Origin of the sequence: Streptomyces tanashiensis (assembly GCF_014648895.1) — a bacterium.
Lineage (GTDB): Bacteria > Actinomycetota > Actinomycetes > Streptomycetales > Streptomycetaceae > Streptomyces > Streptomyces tanashiensis.
Genome location: NZ_BMRZ01000012.1, coordinates 183,220 through 206,394, shown reverse-complemented (window position 1 = coordinate 206,394; position 23,175 = coordinate 183,220). Strand labels below are relative to the sequence as shown.

Here is a 23,175-nt window from a genome sequence, read left to right as displayed (position 1 = left end):
CCGAGGTGCCGGTGCGCCCCATCGGGCGAGAGCCGCCGCAGGAGTGATCTCCACCGCCATTGCGGTGAGGGTTCACGGTGCACCGTACGGACACCCGCCCGGCAAGTGGCGGTTCCACGGGAATCAGAACTACAGTCGAAGTAACTCCACAGCGCACCCGTCGGCTGGCCTGCATGCCCACGAGGGAGCGGTGTTGTTCTGATGCACCCGGTCGTACCGGGTGACTCCCCCCAGCGGATCAGCCGACTTTCGGCAGGGATTCCACGGGCCCGACTTCATCGACGAGCGGGCTTGTCATCGGCCTCGGAGCCGGCCCGGGTCCTGCCTGGGAGATCGAGACCACCGACCGGTTCGCCGCAGCCGCCGACGTCACCACGTGACACCACCGGACCGCATGCACCGCTGGTGCGGGCTGAGCCGCGCCGCCCGTCCTGGACGCGACGGATCGCCCCGACGGGGAGTGACCATGGCACAGATGGAGCAGGCGTTCGATGAATTCCTTGGAGCGGAGCCGAGGCATTGGCTGGTGGGACGGACGGGAAACCACATCGACTCGGTGGTCAATGAGAGCAGGACGGCCGAACTGCCCGGGGACGCGCCGTTGCTCCCACGTCTGGAGAGCGGCGCTGCCCCCGACGTGCTCGCCTTCGGCCCCTTCGCCGACGCGACGTGGTTCCTTCCCTCGTACTTCCTGCCGGCCCAGGACCCGAAATTCGCCTTCGACGTCGTCCAGCGCCGCGAGGAGGTCGCCGAGGGGGGAAAACCGTTCAACCACGCCTCCTTCACCCTGACGTTGAAGGAGGACCTGTCGCAGAGCGTCCTCTCCACCGTCCTGTCGGGTCAGCTGCACCCCGTGCCGGACCTGAAGCCGATCGTGGATCTGGTCGTGCCCGTCACGGTGACCGGGGGCGTGGTCGTCGACCAAAGAGTGCGGGGCACCACGGCCACGGTCAGCGGGACCCGTTTCACCGTCACCTTCCAGCTGGAGGATCCGCTGGTGAAGGTCGCCTACGCGCACCTCACGCTGGGTGGGAATCTACGGCTGGAGTTCGAGACGACCTACTCCGGGTACCAGACGGCCCTCGTGACGCAACCCGACACGGGCTTCCCCGTCCACGGGCCGATCTTCCAGGGGCATCAGTTCGAAATCTTCGGTGACGGCGGCAACAGCGGGGGCACTCCCTTCGAGCCGTCCCTCATCGACCGGATCGGCCAGTACGTCTTCTTCCCCTGCACCGCCCTCTTCCGGCGCAGCGTGCCGCTCGGCCTCCACTTCAACACCGACGACCACCGCCGGCGGTTCACCGTCACGTCCGACGGCGTGAAGCGGACCATCATCGACGGCAGGGACCTGGACGAATTCGCGCGACCGCGTTCGGAGTTCCACGAACTGACGACGCTCGGGGACATCGCGACGAAGTACCCGTCGCTCCAGCGCATCTTCTTCGGCCAGGTCAGCGGAACGGTGATCGCGATCCCGGACTCCTATGGAATCCTGGTGACCGAGCAGGGCGCCCACGCGGCCCTCGACTCCATCGTCGACGAGTCGCCCGACACCTTCAGCGGCTGCCGGTTCCATTTCACCTTCACGGTCGGTCCGATGGCCGACCCGATCGACATGGCCCGCCTGAGGGCGGACGTCACCGGCATCCCGGAGGCCGTCGGGCGCACCCTGCGCGTCGTGCTGCCGAGCGGTCTGGACTTCCGGACTCCGTCCGGCCTCCCAGGGTTCCCGGCAGGAAAGGTCGCCTTCGCCGATGGCGACGGCACCACCATCCAGGTGAGCGTCGACATCTCCGACGACCGGCCCACGCCGGCGGCGACCCTGGTCAACCTCTTCCTGCAACAGCTCGCCTCGCCGGGTCCGGCGCCGCTGTTCGGCACGGTCGCGGTCCGGCTCGACGACCTCTTCCCCGATCCCGTGCGTGCCCGGTTGCTGCTGAACCTGCGCGAGACCGCGCACAGCGGTGACCTCGTGACCACGCGGCAGCCCGGATCACCGCCCAGCGCACAGGCCTCGAACCTGGGACCACTCGACCTCAAGCTGCTCGGATGCGCCGATGTCAGAGACGGCCAGGGCCCGGACCCGGTCGTCCCCCTCGGGGGCCGGGTGCTCGAAGCCCGCCAGACGACCTCGCTCCAGGGCGTCGGTGCCGGCACGGTGGTGGAGGTGTCGCGGGTCCTGGAGGTGGCCGTTCCCCTGCCGAAGCCCGACATGCTGAGCTTCGTCGCCTTCCACACCCACACCGTGCAGGAGGTGCAGCACCCCCTCACGGTGAACGCGGCCGGGCTGAACTTCGCCGCGGAAGGCGTCAGCACCCTCGAGGCGGAGATCACGCTCATCGCCAACCCGGGGGATCCGGTGCCGACGCTGACGCTGAGTCCGTCCCACACCGTCGACTTCGTGCACGTCTCGCTGCCGGTGGAATCCGCCTTCACCGGTCTGGACAGCACGGTGGTGCTGACCGTGAACACGGCATCCGGCGCGCGTACCGTCTCCGTCGCACATGACTTCGTCGACCAGCCCATTCTCGTCGTCACGTCGTCGACGATCCACTGACGTGGCGAGAGCACCCGTCGAACGACGGGAGGGTCCCGTGTGGTCCTACCGGCCCCCGTGGCGGTGCGAAGGAGCGTCGGCTGCGGCAGCATCGACGTGACCTGGGAAAGACCGGGAAACGGGAGAGACGGGAGGCGGCCATGGCGGCAGGTTGGGATCCCCGACCCTCGGCCGATGACGACGGAGTCGAATGGCGGCCGGTGCTGGACGTGCCTCCGCCGGGGCAGCAGCGCCGCTGGACGGTATTCCTGCGCTGGCTGCTGCTCCTGCCACAGTTCATCGTCGTCGCGGTGCTGTCCTTCGCCGCGTTCTTCGTCACGATCGCGGCCTGGTTCAGCGCCCTGGTCCTGGGCCGGCTGCCCGACTCGATCGCGTCCTTCCTCGGCTCGGTCCTCGCCTACCAGACCCGGGTCTCGGCCAGTGCGACCCTGCTCGTCGACCGGTACCCGCCGTTCTCCTTCGACGCCCCCGACTACCCGGTGCGCATCGAGTTGCGCGCCACCCCGCTCAACCGGCTCGCCGTGCTGTTCCGGCTGATCCTCATGATCCCGGCGGCGATCGTCAACAGCCTCGCGCAGGCCGGCTGGTTCGCGATCTGCTGGGTGTTCTGGCTGATCGGCATCGTCCTGGGCCGCCTGCCCGAGCCGGTCTTCGGCGCCACCGCGGCCGTCGTCCGGTACCGGATGCGACTGGTGGCCTACGCCACGATGCTGACGCCGGTGTACCCCAAGGGACTCCTGGGCGACACCCCCGAGGCCGCCTCGCAGCCCGCGTACTCCGCGACGCGTCCGCTCCGCCTGAGCACCGCCGCGCAGGTCCTGGTCTGGCTCTTCCTGCTCCTCGGGCTCGTGGGTCACCTGACCTCGGGCACGGTCGACTACGACGACGAGGGCGACGATCGCCCGGAGGCGGCCGCCGCACGGGTCCCCGGCGCCTGAGCGGAGGAGCGGGACTGCCGCCTCGGGAGCGGAAGGCGCTCAGTGCTCGCAGAGGGAGAATTCTCGTTCGTAGAGCTGCTCGTTGTGCTCGTCGACGAAGAACTTGCGTTCCCGCATGAGCTGCTCGCGGAAGTCCCTGGCCTGTTCCAGCGTCATGGTCGAGGTGTCGGACCACGGTTGCTGGGGCGGCACGTCGGATGTGGAGACGATCCTCTCCGACGGGTCGACCAGGAAGAAAGCGAGAATCTTGCGGTGTCCCGGCCGGGTGGGGTCCGTGAGGCGGAATGAGTCGACGCGGTGCTGCAGGATGTTCGGGAACGCCAGGCAGCGGCCCGCCGGCGTCGCTGTCGATCCGAGCATCTGGTTCAGCGCGTCCTCGTCCTCCAGGCCGTAGACCTCACGCAGACCGTCGTCGTCGTTCTGTTCGTAGTGCGGGTCGTCGAGTGCCGCCCGGAAACTCAGCCGGCTCTCGGTGATGTTCTCGCTGTCCCAGTAGAAGATGCCGGTCGAGACGATCCGCTCGTTCAGCATCCCCTCGACATGCCACGAACCGCCGGCGTACTCGGGCTCGTCCGGGGTGAGATGAAGGGTCGCGAGCTTGACGATGACCTGGAGACCGCGACCGCGCAGGTCGACCCGGGCGGATGCGTCGGGCGACTCGGGCGGGGTGAAGGCCGGGGCGTCGGGGACGGCCGGGCGGCGGTTCTCCCACCAGTCGTCATGAGCCCGGCCCCACGCGCGGCGGGCTTCCGCGTACGCCTCGTCCTCACTGAAGGAGGATCTGCTCGGATACTCCGGCCCCGAGTCGTACCACCCGAAAGGATCGGCCTCGATCCGCGGGGGCCGCGGATGGCGCAGATCGGTGAGCACGTTCTCGAAGAGCGGGCGCAGGCGCGCGAACAGGTCCGGCAGGACGGCGGCCAGTTCGTGATGGACCTCGGGGTGAACGTTGTTCACGTACGAACGGAAGGTGACGTCGCCGTCGTCACTGACGTCGGCATCCGTGGGCAGCCACTGGAACCTCTCCGAGAACTCGTACTTCGCACAGCGGTCCGCCGGGTTCTCCCAAGCCCGCTCGGGCGCGCCGCTCGCCTCCCTCACCAGGCAGAACAACGAGGGGTGAACCAGATCCAGTACCTGGCCGCCGGATCCCGGGTGCCAGTCCCTCTCCGCCTCGGGGACCTGTTCCAGCACACGAACCGCCTCGCGCAGCCTGGTCCTGAGCTTGTCGTCGATCAGCGTGTCCGAATGCCACACTCCGTCGACGCCGGACACCTCGACACCGGTTCGTTCGTCCCGCAGCGCCGCGTAGTGCGCGAGTTCGGCAAGCACATAGCGGATCTGCGCCTCGGTGAGGCCCTGGGCGATCGCCTCCCGCGTCCACCTCGCGACGATGTCGGCGTCGTTCCTCTTGTCGAACCATCCCGGCTTCGCCCGGATGGCCGCGCTGCATTCCATCATCTGAAGTTCGCGCAGTGTGCGGGGTGTTGCGAAGGAAAGGGAGCGGGACGCCTGGAAAGGGAGCGGGAAGGCGGACAGGCCAGTCAATTCTCTTGGTCCTCCGAGTCGGCGTGCGGTGGCCGGAAGAATACGTCAGCGGACTGACACAGCAGCCGGGGTCCCCGTCCCGCCGGTCCGGGAGCGAGGGCTCGGGAGCAGTCGCCCGAGGGCCCGCGGACGGCCCTTCCCCCGCTGTCGGAATGGCGACAGTGCCGGGATTCCGGCATACCCATGCGCTTCCGCGGCCCCTACTGTCTGGCCGACATCCCACCCCCACTTGGAGGAAGCATGAAGCGGTTCGCGATATCCGCGGGCCTCACGCTGGCAGCTGCCGCGGTGTTCGGCCCCCTTCCGGCAGCCGCGCAGGACGCTCACGCGGCGCCGCAGGAAGGCGCCCGGTACGTCGTCGTCCTGAAGAACGACGCCGCCGCCGACCCGGTCTCCGTCGCCCGTTCCGCCGCGGGCGTCCGGCTCGGCTCGGTCTTCCGCTCGGCGCTCGACGGTTTCTCCGCCGAGCTGACGCCGACGGCCGTGGCAGCACTCCGGAACAACCCCGACGTCGCGTACGTCGAGAAGTCGGCCGTCGCCCACGCCCACGGTCAGGCAACGCCCAACGGCACCGCCCGGATCGGGGCCACCGCCAACACCGGGCTGAAGGTCGGTGACGGGCGGGACGAGCGCGTCGACGTGGACGTCGCCGTCATCGACTCCGGCATCGACTACACCCACCCCGACCTCAACGTGGTCCGCCGGGTCAACTGTGTCGCCGTCACCTCCTGTGTGGAGAACGCGGGCATGGACGACAACGGGCACGGCAGCAACGTCGCCGGCATCGTGGGCGGTCTCGACAACGGGATCGGCTACGTCGGCGTCGCCCCCGGAGCCCGGCTCTGGTCGGTCAAGTCGCTCAACAGCAAGGGGAGCGGCAGCACCGAGGAGATCGTCAACGGCATCGACTGGGTGACGGCGCACGCCGACCAGATCGAGGTCGTCAACCTGAGCCTCGGATTCGACGGCACGGTCCAGGCGGTCGACGATGCCGTCAAGCGTGCCATCGCCAAGGGCATCGTGGTCGTCGTCTCGGCCGGCAACGACAAGCGCGACGTCGCCGAACAGAGCCCCGCCAACGTCGCCGACGCGATCACCGTCTCGTCCCTCAGCGACGGCGACGGCAAGCCCGGCGGCCTCGGCGGCTTCGCCTGGTGCAACGCGAAGAACACCAACAAGGACGACACGCTCTCCGACTTCAGCAACTTCGGACGGGGCGTCGACATCGCGGCCCCGGGCGACTGCATCCGCTCCGCGTTCAAGGACGGCGGCTACTCGAACTACAGCGGTACGTCCCAGGCGGCCCCGCACGTCGCCGGCGCCGCCGCGTGGCTCACCCGCGGCAGCGCCAAGCCCACCGACAGGGCCGGAGTCCTCGCCGTCCGGGACCGGCTCGTCGCCACCGGCAACACCAACTGGACCGACACGTCCGGCGACGGCGCCAAGGAGCCCCTGCTCGACCTGACCGACACCGCCGCGTACCCGGCCGGAGGCACGGCCGGGCCCCAGGCGACGTTCGTCCCCGACTGCGACCGGGCCACCCGCGCCTGCACCTTCGACGCCTCACTCACCGGCGGCAGCGGACTCTCGTACAGCTGGGACTTCGGTGACGGCACCACCGGCACCGGCGTCAAGCCCTCCCGCACCTACGCCGCCTACGGCACCTACACGGTGAAGCTGACGGTCACCGACTCCTCCGGCCGCACCGGCCGCAACCAGACCACGTTCCGGCTGCTCGCCCCGAACCACAACGACAGGCCGACCGCCAAGGTCGACGGGTTCTGCACGGTCAACGGGCACTGCTCGCTGAACTCCGCCGGCTCGTACGACCCGGACGGCACCATCGCCTCGTACCGCTGGGACTTCGGCGACGGCACCGCGGGCACCGGTGCCGACGTCAGCCACCAGTTCCCCTCCACCGCCTCCGGCAGCTACCGGACCACGCTCACCGTCACCGACGACAAGGGAGGCACCGGCGCCGCCTCGACCACGGTCACCTGCACCAGGGGCCAGTGGTACATGACCTGCTCGATCGGCTGACCCACCCCGCACGACCCCGGGAGGGGCCCCTCCCAGGACGCCCGGTGCGGCCCACGGCCGCACCGGGCGTCCCCCTTGCCCGGCTCGGGAGCGCGAGGGACTACGCGGGATCCTCCCGGTCCCCGAGGTAGCCCTGCAGTCCCGCCTGGAGCCCGGCCTGGAAGCGGGTGCGTGCGCCGAGGGTGTCCATGATGCGGCGCATGTGGCGTTCGATGGTGCGCTGGTTGAGGCCGGTCCTGCGGGCCGTGGCCTCGTCCGTGCACCCGACGGCCGCGTAGCCGAGCAGAAGCCGGTCGAAGTCGCTGAGCCCGCCCGGCTGCTCGTGGCGCCCGGTCGGCCACAGGGGAGTGGCCCGCTGCCAGAGGAGTTCGAAGAGGGAGACGAGCGCGCCGAGCAGCGGCGAGTCGTGGAGCACCACGGAGTGCCGGTCCTCGGTGAGCTGACCGGGACGAGAGCCGTGGTGCCGTCGGCGATGAGGGCCTTGAGCGGGACGCCGTCGAGGACCCGGGCCTGCTCTCCGTGGGCGGCGAGGTCACGGGCCAGAGCATGCTGCTCCGGTTCGAGCAGCGACTCCCGGTCGTAGAGGGTGCGATAGCGCACGCCCTGGGCCATGCGATCGCGCTGGACCTCGGCCTGCCTGCCGACCCCCTCCAGGATGTACGGGGGCTTGTCGAAGGTGAGGATCTCCTCACGGGCGGAGCACTGCGTCTGCAGGAACAGCCGGACGTTGGCCTCGGCTCCCTGAACGACCTCGACCGCCGGCTCCCGGCCCGTCCCCGCCTCCCACAGCAGGGTCAGCTCCTTCGCCTCCGAACGGGTGCGGTCCAACTGCTCCTGCCGGCGCGCGATCAGGACGTCCACGGCGGGTCCCGGAGGCGCCGGCCGGTACCGGACGGGCCGGGTGGGGGTACGGGAGACGAGCCCGGCGTCCTCCAGTGCCCTCAGCCGGCGGCGCAGCGGCGCCGGTGGGACGCCGAGCGCCTCCGTCAGGTCGGCCAGCGTCCGGTCCGGACCGGACAGCAGCAGCCGGTACAGGCGCTCCTCCTCCTCGCCGACACCCAGTGCCTTGAGCGTTCCCACCACGATCCCCTCCTGTCGGTTCCCCGACAACGACGGTATTCCGGCGGTCCGTGCTCCACCAGGGTCCGTGGCCGGGCCGCCGGAACGGGCGGCGGCGCTACTTCAGTTCGATCTCGACGAAGGCCAGCGGGGCGGTGCCGGCGTTGACGACCTCGTGTTCGCCGCCGGCCGGGCGCGCGTAGGACTCACCCGCCCTGAGCTCGGAGACGGTGACCGTGCCGTCCCGGGCGATCACATGGGTCCGCCCGTCGGTGACGGGGACGACGACATAGTCGTACGCGTGGACGTGGCGGCCGGTGGACTGGCCGGGCTCGAAGTCCCAGCGGGTGACGCGGACCCGGTCGTCCTCGTGCTGCGTGCTCGCGCGGGCCGTGGTGGTCATGGTCGCTCATTTCGCCGTCGTCGGTTCCGGGCGCCGCGGCCGGCCGGCGGTCACCCCGAGCGGCAGGTTAACCGCTCGACCCCCCTGCCCCGGGGGAGGAACCGACCCGACCCGCCCACGGCCGGGAGAGCCGGTACCCGCCCCACCTCTTCCCCGACACGTCGCCGGTGTGTGTGATCCCTGTCGGGGGCGGTGTGGGAACCGTGAAGAAGGGAAAGGCGGGGTACGAGGTGGCCAGCGCGCCCACCCATCCGGACGAGGGGAGTACCAGCGCCATGACGGACGCGATCACCGCGGAGCGTGCGACACCGGAGCCCCTGCTGTCCGCGAGTGTCGTCTACGACAGCGCCTCCGACGGCGGCGTGATCGCCGCCGCCCGCGCCTTCACGGCCGACTTCCTCGCGGACGCCCCGTCCGTACGGCGTGAACCGGTGGCCGGCGAGCGCGTCGAGCTGGCGCAGTTGGTGGTCAGTGAGCTGGTGACCAACGCGGTCCGGCACACGGTCGGCCCCTGCCGACTCCTCCTCGAGCTGCGTCCGGACACCCTGGAGATCTCGGTGTTCGACCGCGCCGCCGCCGCCCCCGTCCCCCGTGGACACGATCCCCGCCGCATCGGACAGCACGGCGTCGAGATCGTCGTCGCCGTCTGCGACAGCCTGAGCGTGGAGCCGGAACCGGAGGGGAAGAGGGTCCGGGCGTGCCTCTCCCTCCTGTAGACGCACGCCGCCGCTCCCGCCACGTCTCTCCAACTCGTCCGTGTGGACTTCAAGGTTCCGGGTAGGCGAGCTGCCACGGGGCCATGAAGCTCGGCCCGGGACACACGTGAAAGGGGAACGGTGTGACGGTCACCACGATGTCGGCCACGGGAATGCAGTCCGGAACGGGAACGCTGCCGATGGTCCCGGACGCGTTGGCAGTCGCGCCGAAGGACGCACGGGCCCTGTCGAAGGTCTTCTTCCGGGAACTCGCGGTGCTGGAGGAGGGAACGCACGAGCACCAGTACGCGCGCAACACCCTCATCGAGATGAACATCAGCCTCGTCCGCTACGCGGCCGGACGCTTCCGCCATCGCGGCGACGAGATGGAGGACATCGTCCAGGTCGGCATGATCGGACTGATCAAGGCGATCGACCGCTTCGAGCTCTCGCGGGAGGTCGAGTTCACCACGTTCGCCGTGCCCTACATCGTCGGCGAGATCAAGAGGTTCTTCCGGGACACCTCCTGGGCGGTGCACGTACCCCGCCGTCTGCAGGAGGCCCGGGTGGAACTGGCCAAGGCGACCGAGGAGCTGAGCACGCGCCTGGGCCGGACGCCCACCGTCAGGGAACTCGCCGAGCTGATGAGCCTCACCGAGGAAGAGGTCACCGAGGCCCGGCTCGCCTCCAACGGCTACAACTCCTCGTCGCTCGACGCCGCGCTGAGCGGCGACAACGAGGACGGCGACGCCGCCCTGGCCGACTTCATCGGCAGCGAGGACCCCGCCATGGAACTGGTGGAGGACTTCCACGCCCTGGCCCCGCTCATCGCCGACCTCGACGAGCGCGATCGGAAGATCATCCACCTGAGGTTCGTCGAAGAACTCACCCAGGCCCAGATCGGGGAACACCTGGGCTGCTCCCAGATGCACGTCTCCCGTCTTCTCTCGCGCACCGTGAAGCGCCTGCGCCAAGGCCTGCTCGAAACCGCCTGATCCGGTCGAGCACCACCTGGGAGCTTGAGGAGGAAGCGAACATGATCGGTCGGAGAGCGTGGGGGAGACGGGCCGGACCGGCCGGAGGCAAGGCGGCGGCGCCCGTCGAGCCCGGTGCCGAGCAGGGCGGGTCCCCTCAGGAGCGGGGTGAGTCGGAGCCGGTCCGACGAGGCCCGGGGCGGTTCGTGCGGGCTCTTGTCGCCGTGGCGGCCCTCGCGGGCATGGTGGCGTTCGCCGTGGTCCTTGCCGGACTCACCCTGGAGGCCTCGCCGGCATCCGTCCCCCTCACCCACAACAACCTCACACCGGGCCGGTCCATCGAGAACTACCTCGACCAGCCCGGCTTCCTGGAGACCGTCAAGCAGCTCGGGGGAAACATCGCCCTCGGCGTCCCCTTCGGGATTCTGCTGCCGCTGCTGTCGCTCAAGGCGCGCGGATTCCTCCGGGTCGCGCTCGCCACCGCGGCCACCATGCTGCTCGTCGAGCTGGTGCAGGGCGCGCTGATCACAGGACGTGCCTTCGACATCGACGACGTCCTCCTCAACACGGCGGGAGCACTCCTCGGCTACGTGCTCGTCGGCCGGCGTCTGGGGCGCGCCGTCCACCCTCGCACCCGGCCCCGTCGGTGGAGGCGTCGACGCCTGGGCGACTCGTCGGCCTGACCCCGTGGCGCGAAGAGGTGCGGGCAACCGGCCCCGCCACGCCTGACCCGGGTTCCGGCCGGGCGTGGCGATGCCGTCGGCAGCGTCCGGCCGCAGGTCACCCGCAGGCGGTGGCCAGAGCGGCGGTGAACTCCTCGGCCAGTTCGGTGATCACGGGGAGGTCGAAGGCGAGCGCGTTGTACTGGAGCCAGCACCTCAGGCCGCCGTCCGGCTGCTCGACCACGGTCAGCTCGGGCACGCCCCGGTCGCCGCCCGGAAGCGGCCAGGGCACGGTGCTCCCGCGCGGCAGCTCCCAGGGCTCGCAGGCCAGGCCGGGGAGCTGCGCGGGCGCGGCCCACGCCTCGTAGCGGATCCAGGCCGCGAACGGCACGGACGGACTGAACTCGGCGAACGGGTAGAGCTGGTGGTCCAGTGCCTCGCTGTAAACGCCCCTCAGACGGTCCACCAGCTCGGCGAAACCGGGTCCCCCGCTCGCGTCCACCCGCAGCAGCAGCGACTGGACGAAGCAGCCCACCGTCCGCTCGGCGTCCGGGCGGGGGCGGCCGGGCACCGGGGTCATCACGACCAGGTCGGGGTGGCCGCTGCGGCCCGCGAGCAGTCCGGTCCACGCCGCGGTGACGGCCAGGAAGGGGGTGGCGCCCAGCTCGGCCGCCCGGGCCCGCAGGGCATGGGCCAACCGTGCCGGCACCACGAACTCGTGCGCCGTGGTGAGTACTTCGTCCACCGCCCGGCGGCCGGCGAACCGCTCGACGGCCTCCGGCGCTCCGGCGAGCGCGGCCCCGAAGTGGGCCCGGGAGGCCGGCCAGTGCGCGTTCGCCCAGTCCACCAGCTCCTCGTAGCCCGGGCCCGATCGGGCGGGCGGTGCCGACCGGCCCCGCCGCAGCGCGGAGTAGAGGACACCGAGGTCGGCGAGGAGCACACCCACCGACCAGCCGTCGGACACCATGTGGTGCATCGCGACGAGCACCACGTGGTCGGTCTCCGAGCGGCTGACCACCAGCAGGCGCGTCATCGGGTCGCGGGCCAGGTCGGTGAGACGGTCGCGTTCGGCAAGCAGCAGGGCGTCCACCTCCGCGTCCGTGGCCCCCGGAGCCTCGGTCAGCGTGATCCGCACCCGGGGCTCCTCGTCCAGCACCGCCCGCACCACCCCGTCCGCCACCGCCTCGAACCGGGTGCGCAGCGCCGGATGGCGCCGGACCGCCTCGGCGAGTGCGAGGCCCAGGGTCTCCGGTTCGAGCCGGTCGGCCACCCGGAACAGGGCCGTCACCGCGCCGGCGTCCCGCCCGGGTGCGTCGGCCATCCACCGGAAGAAGTTCTCCTGCTGCGAGGTGAGCGCCACGGCGTGGGGCTGGGCACGGAGCGCGGCCAGGTAGGGCGTCACGGTCTCCGTCCCGGCCGACGCTCCGGCAGCCGCGGCCGGCCGCCGGTCGGGGTGGTCCACCCAGGCCGCCTGGGCGCGCAGCGAGGGCCGCTCGAAGACCACGCCGGTGCCGACCCGGATCCCGAACTCGGCGCTGATGCCGGTGGCGAGCTGGACCGCCCGGAACGAGTCGCCGCCGAGCGCGAAGAACTCGGCCGCCACGTCGGTGACCGGTCGGCCGAGCAGGCGCCGCCAGAGTCCGGCCAGACGCAGTTCCGTCGGGGTGACCGGGGCGACCACGGGGCCCGTGGACTCCGCCGACACGTCGAACAGCGGGCGGAGCCGGTGCTTGACCACCTTGCCGCTGGGGTTACGGGGCAGGTCGTCCGCGAGCAGGATCCGGACCGGCAGCTCGGTCCGGCTCAACCGGGCGCTGAGGAACAGCCGCAGCTCGTCCAGGTCCAGACCGCCGGCCCCGGCCACCACCACCGCCACCGGCACGGCGCCCATCACGGGGTGCGGGAGGCCGAGCGCGGCGGCGTCGGCGACCGCGGGGTGCTCGTGCAGCGCCTCCTCGATCCGCAGCGTGGAGACCTTCAGCGCACCGCTCTTGATGACGTCGCTCTCCCGGTCGACCAGGTACAGGTAGCCGTCCGCGTCGAGGCGTCCGACATCGCCCATCCGCACCCAGCCGTCCCGGAACACCTGGGCGCTCCGCCCGGCGGCGCCCAGGTAGCCACGGGGCGGTCCGGGCTGGCGCAGCCAGACCTCGCCGGCCTGCCCGGCGGGCAGCGGCAGCCCGTCCGCGCCGAGGATCCGGAGGTCACGGGGGTCCGCCGGGCGGCCCAGGGAGCCGGGGCGGCGCGCGTCGACCACGGTCGAGATCTGCGCGGGCGAGGCCTCGGCCGAGGTGTACGTGTTGACCAGCGTCGCGTCCGGCAGCGCCGCGGCCAGCGCGGCCGCCACCGGCACGGGCAGCGCGGCGGCGGAGGAGTTGACCAGGCGCAGACTCCTGAGGTCGTACCGCCCGGCGGTGCCCGCGTTGACCAGTTCGATCACCATCGAGGGCACCAGGAAGGCGGTGCCGACGCCGAACGTCTCGACCGCGATGCCGAACTGATCCGCGTCGAAGCGCGGCAGGCTGAGGGTGGTGGGCGCGGCGGTCAGCGCGCTGAGCAGCATCACCTGACCCGCGTTGGTCCCGATCGGGAAGGCGTGCAGGGCATGCCGCGAGTGCGCGTAGGCGCGGCGGCGGGGGTGCGCGGCCAGGCCGGCGGTCAGGTTTCCGTGCGCGGCGACCACGCCCTTGGGCGCGCCGGTGGTGCCGGAGGTGGCGATCACCTGGGCCGGGTCGGCCGGGCCGACCCGGTGCGGCGGGCCGGCCGGCGGCTCGGGGTGCGCCGCGAGGAGGGCGTCCAGACGCAGCTCCACGAGTCCCGGGACGGCGGGCAGCCCCCCGTCCGTCAGGACCGTGCCGGCTTCGGCCAGCGCGGCCAGGGCGGCGGCATCGGCCTCGGAGAGGTCCTCACGGACCGGGACGGGCACCCCGCCCGCGTACTGGACGGCGAGGAAACCGACGGCGTACCGCTCCCAGCGCGCGTTGGAGAACCGCAGCACCACCCTGTCGCGCGGGGCGACCCCGGCGGCGGCCAGCCCGACGGCGGCGCGCAGCGCCTCCTCGCGCCAACGGCGGTAGCTGAGTTCCCCGCCGCCGACGACCTGCAGCGCCGTGTGGTCCGGGTGTTCGGTGGCCCGCGCGTCGAGGAGCTCGGGGACGGTCGTCGCGGCGGGCGGCACGGTGGTGGCGATGGCGTTCTCCAGTGCGATGCGGTGGGAGGTCGGACGGGACCCTCACGTCGTCGAGTACGTGAGCGGCCGACGGCGGATCCGGGGGTGGGGGAGAGGCGGGCTCGGGTCGCGCCTGACGGGCCGGAGGGGCCGGCGGGACCCGAGCACGGAGTCAGCCCAGGCGGCCGGCGGCCTCCTCCTCGCTGAGGGCGTCGATCTCGGCGATCAGCAGCGCCTCGATCCGAGCCGCCAGGGCTGCCGGGGTGGGGCTCTCGAAGGCGTCGCGGATCGACAGGTCGACGCCGACGTCGGCCCGGACGTGGGCGGCGACCCGGGTGACCAGGAGCGAGTCCCCGCCGAGCGCGAGGAACTCGTCCAGCACGCCGACCTGCGGTATGCCGAGCACCTCCTGCCAGAGTTCGACCACCAGGGCCTCGGCCTCGGTGCGGGGCGCCAGGTATCCGGCGGCCGCGCCCGCCGGGTCCGGGTCGGGCAGGGCCGCGGTGTCGAGCTTGCCGTTGGCGGTGAGCGGGAGGGTGTCGAGCAGCACCACGGCGTCCGGCACCATGAAGGCCGGCAGCCGCCGCGCCAGGTGCTCGCGCAGTTCGCCCGCCCGCGGGGGAGCGGCCGCGGGCAGCTGCCCGGCGGCCGCCCGCGGGACGGCGTAGGCGATGAGTCTGCGGCCGTCGCGTACCAGCACGGCCGCACGGCCGACACCCGGGTGGGCGGTGAGGGCGGCCTCGATCTCGGCGGGCTCGATCCGGTATCCGCGGATCTTCACCTGGTCGTCGGCGCGGCCGAGGAACTCCAACTGCCCGTCGGCGCGCCACCGGACGCGGTCTCCGGTGCGGTACATCCGGCCGTCCGCGGCGTCGGTGAACGGATCCGGCAGGAAGGCCTCAGCCGTCAGCTCGGGCCGGGTCAGGTAGCCGCGCGCGAGGCCCTTGCCGCCGATGTACAGCTCGCCCTCGGATCCGGCGGGCAGCAGGCCGCCGCGCCCGTCCAGGACGTAGAGCCGCACCCCCGGCAGCGGGCGGCCGAGCGGCGGGCGCTGTGCGGCCGCGGCCCCGCTGACGGGACGGCCGCCGAGGTCGCCCGCGGTGACGATGACGGTGGCCTCGGTCGGGCCGTAGGTGTTGACCAGCCGGATGCCGTCGCCGTGCCGCTCCCGCCACTGGGCGAGGGTGGCGGCGCGTGCCTCGGAGCCGCCGAGGATCACCAGGCGCAGCGCGGGTGGCCACGGGGCCTGGTCTCCGAGCGCGACCAGTTCCTGCCAGTACGCGGTGGGCAGGTCGAGCACGGTGACGGACCGTCCTGCCGCGCCGCGCAGAAGGTCGGGCAGGGTCCGGCCGCCGCCGGGCAGCAGGACGACGCAGGCGCCCGCGGTGAGGGCGGGCCAGATCTCCTCGGCGTGGGTGTCGAAGCCGAGGGAGGCGAACTGGACGATCCGGTCGCCCGGCCCGAGCCGGTAGCCCTCCGGTCCGGCCATCCACCGGACGCGCTCGGCCAGAGCGGCGTGCTCGACGGCGACGCCCTTGGGGGCACCGGTGGAGCCCGAGGTGTAGAGGACGTACGCGAGACCGCCCGGGTGGGTCCCGGGCAGCGCGGCCACAGCGGGCACCGTGCTGCCGGAACCGCTGCGCGTGGCACCGGTCCTGCCGGCACCGGTCCGCCCGGCCTGCGGCTCCTCGACCGGCGGCTGTCCTGCCGGCTGCTCCTCCGCCTCCGGCCGCTCTGCCTCCGGCTGTTCCGCCTCCGGCTGTTCCGCCCCCGGCCGCCCGGTCTCGGTGTACGCAGCGCCGACGGCCAGTACCGGGACCCCCAGCTCCGGACGCTCGCCTCCGGTGAGCAGCAGCGCGGCGTCCGCCTCGCCGAGCATCAGCCGCTGGCGCTCGGCCGGGTGGGCGGGGTCGAGCGGCAGGTAGCCCGCGCCCGCCTTCCAGATCGCCAGCAGGGCGGTGACCAGTTCGAAGGAGGGCTCGATCCGGACGCCCACCGCCCGGCCGGCCACAGGACCCAGCCGTACCGCCAACTCGTCCGACGCACGGTCGAGTTCGGCGTACGTGAGGAGGCGTCCCGCGCATTCGAGAGCGGGCGCGTCGGGGTGGGCCGCGACCTGGTCGGCGAAGCCGCGCAGGACCGACCGGGCGTCCTCGACGACGGCGGGGCCGGTGCCGAGGGCCAGCAGCGCGGCGCGCTCCTCACCCGACAGCAGCCAGTCGCCGTGCAGCGGGACCTCCACGTCCACGACGGCCGCGGCGAGCAGGTCGCGCATCCGCCGGGCCAGGGCCTCGACCGTGGCGCGCTCGAAGAGCTCCCGGTCGAAGCAGAACGAGAGGGTCATCCCGCCGCCGGGCGTACGCCAACTGTCCAGCAGCAGATCGGTCTTGGCCCGGTCGAAACCGGAGTCCATGCTCGCCGTCCGGACGCCCGAGGGCAGCGCGGACCCCTCGTCGGCGCCGGCCAGCTGGTACTGGCTCTGGTGGACGAACACCGCCTGGTAGAGGGGGCCGACGCCGGGCAGTGCGGGGAGCCCCAGTGCGGCGGCCACCCGCTCGACCGGGATGTCCTGATGGGTCAGCGCGGCCATGGTGGCCGAGCGCACCCGGCGCAGCACGGTGCGGAAGCCGGGCTCGCCGGTGAGGTCCGCGCGGATCACCCCGGTGCGCGAGAAGTAGCCGAGCAGGGCTTCGTGGGCGGTCTCGTTGCGGCCGGCCAGCGGGGTTCCGACGGCGAAGTCGTCGCTGCCGCTCCACCGGGCCAGCACGCACTGGTAGGCGGCGAGCAGCACCATGAACGGGGTGCAGCGCTGCTCGCGTGCGAGGGCGTCGAGTCCGGCGACGAGATCGGGCCCGAGGGAGAGGTCGGCGAAGCCCGCCGGATGGGTGGGCTCGGAGGGCCTGGGGTGGTCCAGCGGCATCCGGAGGACGTCGATGCCGGTCAGTCGCCCGGTCCAGTGGCGGAGCGCCTCCTCGGCCGCCCCGCCGTCCAGCCTCGTCCGTTCGGAGCGCGCGAAGTCGCCGAACTGGAGCTTGAGGTCCGGAAGTTCCACTGCTCCCTCGCCGATCTCCTCCCGGTACAGCCTGATCAGCTCACGCCACAGCACGGTGAACGACCAGCCGTCGGAGACGATGTGGTGGACCACCACACCCAGGGCGTGCTCGTGCTCGCCGGCGCTCACCAGGACGGCCCGTAGCGGCGGACGCTCACCCAGGTCGAAGGGGGCGTTGACGAAGGGGGCGCAGGCCGCGGTGAAGGACTCCTCCGCGGCGTCCGGGATCGGGACCCGTGTGAGCTCGATGTCCCGTACGGGTTCCACGAGCTGGACGGGGTGCTCGCCGTCCATGGCGAACCGGGTGCGCAGCACCTCGTGCCGGGCGGTGAGCCGCGTGAGCGCCGCACTCAGGGCCCGAGGGTCGATCGGGCCGCTCCAGCGCCGGTTCAGGTACATGTTGAACCCGGCGTCCTCCGGGTTCAGCTGCTGGAGGAACCAGAGGCGGCGCTGCTCGTCCGTCAGCGGATGGCGGGCGATCGGGGTCGGGGAGGTCATGCGTTCCTCTCGCTCTGCGCGCGGGCCTTCAGGGTCTCCAGGCCGATCAGGTCGTCGGACTCGGCGTCCGGGACTTCCCTGTCGAACCGGGCCAGGACGGGGATGCAGAAGCTGATCAGGGCCAGTGCGGCCATGGCGAGGCCGAACACCAGGTAGAGCAGGCCGATGCCGCGCCCGTCGCCGGTGCCGATCAGGGCGCCGACGCTGGAGGCCAGCGCGCCGCCCTCGTCCATCAGGGGCTGGAGCAGCTCGGGGCCCATCGGGGCGACCAGAGCGAAGCCGATCGGCAGGGTGGACCAGGCGACCATGGTGTTCACCGCGATCACCCGGCCGTGGAAGCGCATCGGCACCTTCGTCTGGACGACGGTGGCGTAGATGCCGTTGAGCAGCGCGAGGCCGTAGGTCATGCCGAACGCGCCGACGGCGACCACGGTCACCGAGGGCCGCAGGCCGGTGACGAAGCAGGCGGCGGCCAGGCCGAGGGCGGCGAACAGGACGCCGCGCAGGCGCATCCGGCGCGGGCCTCCCCAGACCAGCAGGGTGAGGCCGCCGATCACGGCGCCCAGACCGGCGGCGGTGGAGACCCAGCCGGCCGCCGCGGTCGAGGAGAAGGAGAGCACCAGCGGGGTGACGAGCAGGAAGAGCGGGGAGAGGAAGACGTTCAGCACCGCGAACCAGAACAGCATGGCCCTGAAGTGGCGGCTCCCGAGCGCCCGTCGGAAGCCCGCCCGGATCTCGGCGCCGACGCTCTCGCGGCGGGTGGCGGCCATCGCGTCGGGGAAGCGCACCGCCAGGGTGACGCCGGTGGCGATCAGATAGCTGACGACGTCGAAGACGAGGATGCCGCCGAGACCGATCAGGTGCAGGATGCCGACCGCGATCAGCGGGACGAGGAACTGCGCCAGGCCGAGGGCCATCTGGACCACGCCGTTGGCGCGGCCGAGGAAGCGCTTCGGCACCAGCTGCGGCACCGCCGAGCCCCAGGCGACGCGCTGGAAGGCGAGCGCGGCGGAGAGCACGGAGATCATCGCGTAGGCGTGCCAGACCTCCAGCGCGTCACCGAGGTAGAGCGCGAGCAGGACCGCCTGGGTCAGGCCGGCCGCGATGTCGCCCCACAGCATCACCCGGCGGCGGTCGCCGCGGTCGACGATGGCGCCGGCCAGCGGGGCGACCACGACACCGGGCACCAGGCCGAAGGCGGCGAGCAGGCCGAGCTGGAACAGCGAGCCGGTCTGCAGGTAGATCCAGATCGGCAGGGCGAACTCGGTGAGGGCCGAGCCGATCATCGAGAGCTGCTGACCGGTGGCGATGGTCAGGAAGCGCCCCATGGACGGGCGGACGGGGCGGCGCTCGCGGGTTCCGCCCGGGTGCCCGGACCGCTCCGGGTCCCCCGGCCGCGCGGCTTCCGCCGCGGTGCCGTTCCCCGTCCCCGCTCCGTCGCGGGACAGGCCCGCCAGCCACCAGGTGGCGTCGGCGGTGCGCTCGTGGCGAGCCTCCTCGCCGGCGGCGATCGAACGATGCACCCCCGTCAGGATGTCGGCCAGTTCCTGTGCCCGGTACTTGAGGAAGAAGTGGCCCGCTTCGTCCAGGACCACCACGGCGGCGGTTCCGGTGATCCGGTGCCACTCGCGGAACCGCTCCTGGTAGAACTCGGTCGCCGGGTCGCGGTCGCCGCAGACGGCGATCACCGGCGCCGTGAGGGTGCCGCCCTCGCTCTCGTACAGCTCGCCGAAGTAGCGTTCGGCGTCCTTGGTGCCGACCCGGCGGTTGTGCACGATCAGCCGCAGCTGGTCCTCGTCGACCTCGTCCACGTCCAGGCCCGCCGCGGCCAGGGCGTTGATCATGCCCTGGTCGCTGCGCAGCCGGGCCGACAGCTCGGCGAAGCGCTCGGCCAGCGCGGCGCCACGGCCCTTCGGGCGGGCGAACGGGAAGATGCCCCCGAGGTGCACGGCGTCGATCTCCCGGCCGGCCGCCTCCACCCGACGGGCGATCTCCACGGTCAGCCGGACGCCGACCCCGCAGTGCCCGTAGAGCACCAGCGGTCCGGCGACGTTCGCGACGATCTCCTCGGCGCAGAGCCGGGCGACCTCGTCGACGTCCATCGCCTCCTCGCCCAGCTCGTGGCCGGGGACGGCGAGGGAGTGCAGGGCCCAGTCCGCCGGCATGGCGTCGGCGAGCGGCTTGTAGATCAGCGCGCTGCCGCCGCCGTACGGGGCGCAGATCACGCTGGCGGCCACCTCGCGGCGTTCGGGGGTGAGCAGGTGCAGCAGCCGGTGCGGGCCGCGGTCTCCCCCGGGGGCGGTCACCAGTCCGGCGAGCCGACGGACCGTCGGGTGCTTGAAGAGGTCCATCACCCCGACCGGGGTCGCCAGGTCGGGGAAGGCCCGGCGCATCCGGGCGACCACCTGGGTGGCGAGCAGGGAGTGGCCCCCGAGGTCGAAGAAGTCGTCCAGTGCGCCGACCCGGGGGACATCGAGCAGCTCCGCCCACATGGCGGCGATCACCTGCTCGGTCTCGCCCTCGGGGTCGACGTGGTCGCCGGCGGCCGGGCCGTCCGCGGGCTCGGGGAGCGCCTTCCGGTCGACCTTGCCGTGGGCGAGCAGCGGCAGCCGCTCCAGCACCACGTAGCGGGCGGGGACCATGTAGTCCGGCAGGACCTCGCCCAGGGCGGCGCGCAGGTCGGCGGCGGACGGCGGTTCGCCACCGGCGGGGCGTTCCAGGTAGGCGACGAGGTTCTGTCGGACGCCCTCGCCGCGGGCCAGGACCACCGCCTGGGTGATGCCGGGCAGGGCGGTCAGCGCGGCCTCGATCTCGCCGGGCTCGACCCGGTAGCCGCGGACCTTGATCTGGTCGTCGCTCCGGCCCAGGTACTCCAGTACCCCGTCGGCCCGCCAGCGCGCGAGGTCGCCGGTGCGGTACATCCGCGGGCCGCCGGTCTCGGGGGAGCCCGGGCCGGTGCCGTACGGATCGGGCAGGAACCGCTCGGCCGTCAGGTCCGGCCGCCCGAGGTAGCAGCGGGCCAGCCGGTCCCCGCCCAGGTACAACTCACCGGTGACACCCGGCGGAACCGGGTGGCGGGTCTCGTCGAGGACGTAGCAGCGGCCGCCCGCCAGCGGGGTGCCGATCGGGGTGCTGCCCGGCGCGTCCAGGCCCTCGGCGGTGACCTCGTGGACGGTGATCCCCACCGTCGCCTCGGTCGGCCCGTAGTGGTTGAACACCGCGCACCGGCCGAGCGCGGCGATGCCCGCCGCCCAGGACCAGTTGCCGGCCTCGCCGCCGAGGACCAGCGCCCGGCGCGGCAGCAGCCGGTCGAGCGGTGCGTCGGCGGTCAGCGCGGCCAGGTGGGACGGCGTCATCTTCAGGTAGTCGATGCCGGCCCGCTCGATCTCCGCGGCCAGTTCCACGCCCGCGATCCGGCGCGGCAGCAGGTGCACACGGCCGCCGGTCGTGAGCGCCAGGTAGAGCATGGTCATGCTGAAGTCGAAGGAGAGCGACTGCAGCAGCCCGTAGGAGGCCCCGGGCTCGATCCGCAGCCGCTCGCGCGCGCCCGCCAGGTAGTTGAGGAGCTGGCGGTGCTGCACCGCGACCCCCTTGGGCGTACCGGTGGAGCCCGAGGTGTAGATCACGTAGGCGAGGTGGTCGGCGCCGGACACCTCCTCCAGAGGCGCTCCGTCCCCCTCGCCCGTGTCGGCGGCGTCGTCGGTCAGCAGGTCGGCCGCCGGGTGGTCGCCGAACCGCGGTCGCAGCACGGTGTCGGTGATCAGGACCTTCGCTCCGGCGTCGGCGACCAGGTGGGCGAGCCGGGCGGGGGGCTGCTCGGGGTCGAGCGGCAGATACCCGCCGCCGGCCTTCAGGACGGCGACCAGCGCCACCGCCAGCTCGGGGGACTGCTCCAGGCAGACGGCCACCCGGTCGTCCGCCCCCACGCCCAGCGTCCGCAGACGCCGGGCCATGGCGTCGGCGCGGCGGTCGAGGTCGCCGTAGGTCAGCGTGCGGTCCTCGAAGACCAGCGCCGGCGCCTCGGGTGTCCGGGCCGCCGTCCGGGCCAGCGCCTGGGTGAGCGTGGCGGGACCGCCTTCCGGCAGCGCGGGACCGGAGGCCCAGGTCTCGAGGACGGCCGTGCGCTCGGCCGCGGTGAGCAGCGGGAGCCGGTCGACCGGCAGCGTGGGGTCGGCGACGCCGGCCGCGGTCAGCAGCTCGAACCGTTCGGCGAGGCGCTCGACGGTGCCGGCGTCGAAGAGGTCGGTGCGGTAGGTGAGCAGACCGTAGAGGCCGCCGTCGGCCTCCTCGCGCATGTAGAGGGCGAGGTCGGCGTGGGTGGTGGTGGCCTCGTAGCCGAATCCCCGGGAGTCCAGGCCCGCGGGGCCCGACGCGGGACCGGCGGCGCGGTCGCCGTAGTTCTGGAAGGCGAAGGTGGTCTGGAAGACGGCGGCGCGGCTGACGTCGCGCTCCACGGCGAGGTCGTTGACCATCTGCTCGAACGGCACCTCCTGGTGCGCGTACGCGTCGAGCGTGGTCTCGCGGACCCGGCTGATCAGCTGACCGAACTCCAGTTCGGCGGAGAGCCGGGCGCGGATCGGCAGCATGTTGACGAACGCGCCCACCACGTTCTCGAGTTCGCGGTGGAGACGGCCGGCGACGGCGGAGCCGACGGCGAAGTCGCGCCGGCCGGAGTGCCGGCCCAGCAGGGCCTGGAACGCGGCCATGAGCACCATGTACGGGGAGGCTCCGTACGCCCGCGCCACCTCGCCGATCCGGCGGGAGAGCTCCGGGCTCCAGCGGAACTCGGTCGCGGCCCCGTCGAAGGTGAACACGGGCGGCCGGGGGCGGTCGGAGGGCAGCTCCAGGGCCGGGACGCCGTCGAGGGCGGTGCGCCAGTAGTCGCGCGAGGCGGCGAGGTGCCCGTGCTCCAGACGGTCCCGCTGCCAGGCCGCGTAGTCCCCGAACTGCACGTCGAGACGCGGCAGTTCACCCGGGGTGCCGTGGGCGTGATGGGCGTAGCGGACGTCGATCTCGCGGTTGAGGAGGTCGATCGACCAGCCGTCGCAGATGATGTGGTGCATCACCAGGGCGAGAACGTGGTCGTCCTCGGCGACCCGGACCACCAGGGCGCGCAGGAGCGGGCCGGTCCGGAGGTCGAAGGGCTCCGCGATCAGCGCGCCGAGTTCGGCGGCGGCGCGCGCCTCCGGGTCGGGGTCGGCTCCTGCGTCCACGTGCAGGGCGGCGAACGGCGCGGGTTCGGCGACCCTCACCTCGGCCGTACCGCCTTCGGTGGTGCGGAAGGTCATCCGCAGGCTTTCGTGCCGGGCCACCAGGTCGGTCAGCGCGGCGTCCAGCGCGGCCCGGTCGAAGGGGCCCCGGAGGCGGCGGGCCGGCGCCAGCGTGTAGGCCGTGGAGCCGGGAGCGAACTGGTCCATGAACCAGAGCCGTTCCTGGCCGCTGGAGAGGGGCGGTGCCGTGCCCGCCGGGCGCGGGTCCACCACCCGGGCGGGGGCTGAGGCGCCGCGCAGCCGTCGGCTGAGCAGGGCGCGCTTGGCTTCGGACCAGCCTGCGGGCAGGTCCTGGGTGTCCGTCATC

12 protein-coding genes and 1 pseudogene are annotated in these 23,175 nt (G+C 72.7%); 6 read left to right on the top strand and 7 right to left on the bottom strand.

Annotated elements, in window-relative coordinates; translation table 11 throughout:
• Nucleotides 1–526: 526 nt before the first annotated feature.
• Nucleotides 527–2,560 (top strand): hypothetical protein, encoded by a 2,034-nt coding sequence (locus IE237_RS29335; protein WP_189805127.1) that lies wholly within the window; start codon nucleotides 527–529, stop codon nucleotides 2,558–2,560.
• A 140-nt stretch (nucleotides 2,561–2,700) separates the two neighbouring features.
• Entirely contained in the window at nucleotides 2,701–3,498 is a 798-nt protein-coding gene (locus IE237_RS29330) for a DUF4389 domain-containing protein (protein WP_189805126.1), read from the top strand.
• 39 nt (nucleotides 3,499–3,537) lie between these two features.
• On the opposite strand, the gene IE237_RS29325 is transcribed toward IE237_RS29330, so the two are convergent.
• On the bottom strand, nucleotides 3,538–5,046 hold the full coding sequence (locus IE237_RS29325) for a DUF4246 domain-containing protein (protein WP_189805125.1): 1,509 nt from the start codon (nucleotides 5,044–5,046) through the stop codon (nucleotides 3,538–3,540).
• A gap of 240 nt (nucleotides 5,047–5,286) precedes the next feature.
• On the opposite strand from IE237_RS29325, the gene IE237_RS29320 reads away from it, so the two are divergent.
• Complete coding sequence (locus IE237_RS29320; RefSeq protein ID WP_189805124.1) at nucleotides 5,287–7,086, top strand: S8 family serine peptidase; 1,800 nt, start codon at nucleotides 5,287–5,289, stop codon at nucleotides 7,084–7,086.
• Nucleotides 7,087–7,186: 100 nt separating this feature from the next.
• Here the strand turns inward: IE237_RS29320 and IE237_RS29315 are convergent, their stop codons facing one another.
• The 3 genes and pseudogenes from IE237_RS29315 to IE237_RS29305 form a co-directional block, all read right to left on the bottom strand.
• A complete protein-coding gene (locus IE237_RS29315) occupies nucleotides 7,187–7,504 on the bottom strand; it encodes a helix-turn-helix domain-containing protein (protein ID WP_189805123.1) in 318 nt (105 codons plus the stop codon).
• A gap of 464 nt (nucleotides 7,505–7,968) precedes the next feature.
• Nucleotides 7,969–8,166, bottom strand: a pseudogene (locus tag IE237_RS41640) (helix-turn-helix domain-containing protein); the annotation flags it as partial.
• Nucleotides 8,167–8,263: 97 nt separating this feature from the next.
• Complete coding sequence (locus tag IE237_RS29305) at nucleotides 8,264–8,548, bottom strand: cupin domain-containing protein (protein ID WP_189805122.1); 285 nt, start codon at nucleotides 8,546–8,548, stop codon at nucleotides 8,264–8,266.
• Between the two features lie 203 nt (nucleotides 8,549–8,751).
• Here IE237_RS29305 and IE237_RS29300 point away from each other — a divergent pair, with 203 nt between their 5' ends.
• From IE237_RS29300 to IE237_RS29290, 3 genes are all read left to right on the top strand, one after another.
• Nucleotides 8,752–9,264 (top strand): ATP-binding protein, encoded by a 513-nt coding sequence (locus IE237_RS29300; RefSeq protein WP_229842957.1) that lies wholly within the window; start codon nucleotides 8,752–8,754, stop codon nucleotides 9,262–9,264.
• A 122-nt stretch (nucleotides 9,265–9,386) separates the two neighbouring features.
• Nucleotides 9,387–10,238 (top strand): RNA polymerase sigma factor SigF, encoded by an 852-nt coding sequence (locus IE237_RS29295; protein ID WP_189805121.1) that lies wholly within the window; start codon nucleotides 9,387–9,389, stop codon nucleotides 10,236–10,238.
• Between the two features lie 41 nt (nucleotides 10,239–10,279).
• On the top strand, nucleotides 10,280–10,900 hold the full coding sequence (locus tag IE237_RS29290; RefSeq protein ID WP_189805120.1) for a VanZ family protein: 621 nt from the start codon (nucleotides 10,280–10,282) through the stop codon (nucleotides 10,898–10,900).
• Between the two features lie 97 nt (nucleotides 10,901–10,997).
• Here the strand turns inward: IE237_RS29290 and IE237_RS29285 are convergent, their stop codons facing one another.
• The 3 genes from IE237_RS29285 to IE237_RS29275 all read right to left on the bottom strand — a co-directional run bounded on the left by IE237_RS29285 (nucleotide 10,998) and on the right by IE237_RS29275 (nucleotide 23,174).
• Nucleotides 10,998–14,057 (bottom strand): class I adenylate-forming enzyme family protein, encoded by a 3,060-nt coding sequence (locus tag IE237_RS29285; protein WP_189805119.1) that lies wholly within the window; start codon nucleotides 14,055–14,057, stop codon nucleotides 10,998–11,000.
• A gap of 163 nt (nucleotides 14,058–14,220) precedes the next feature.
• Nucleotides 14,221–17,598 carry a non-ribosomal peptide synthetase gene (locus IE237_RS29280; RefSeq protein WP_189805118.1) on the bottom strand — a complete coding sequence of 1,126 codons (3,378 nt, stop codon included), beginning with the start codon at nucleotides 17,596–17,598 and terminating at the stop codon, nucleotides 14,221–14,223.
• Nucleotides 17,595–23,174 (bottom strand): non-ribosomal peptide synthetase/MFS transporter, encoded by a 5,580-nt coding sequence (locus IE237_RS29275; RefSeq protein WP_189805117.1) that lies wholly within the window; start codon nucleotides 23,172–23,174, stop codon nucleotides 17,595–17,597. The genes IE237_RS29280 and IE237_RS29275 overlap by 4 nt, the downstream gene beginning before the upstream one ends.
• Between the last annotated feature and the right edge of the window lies 1 nt (nucleotide 23,175).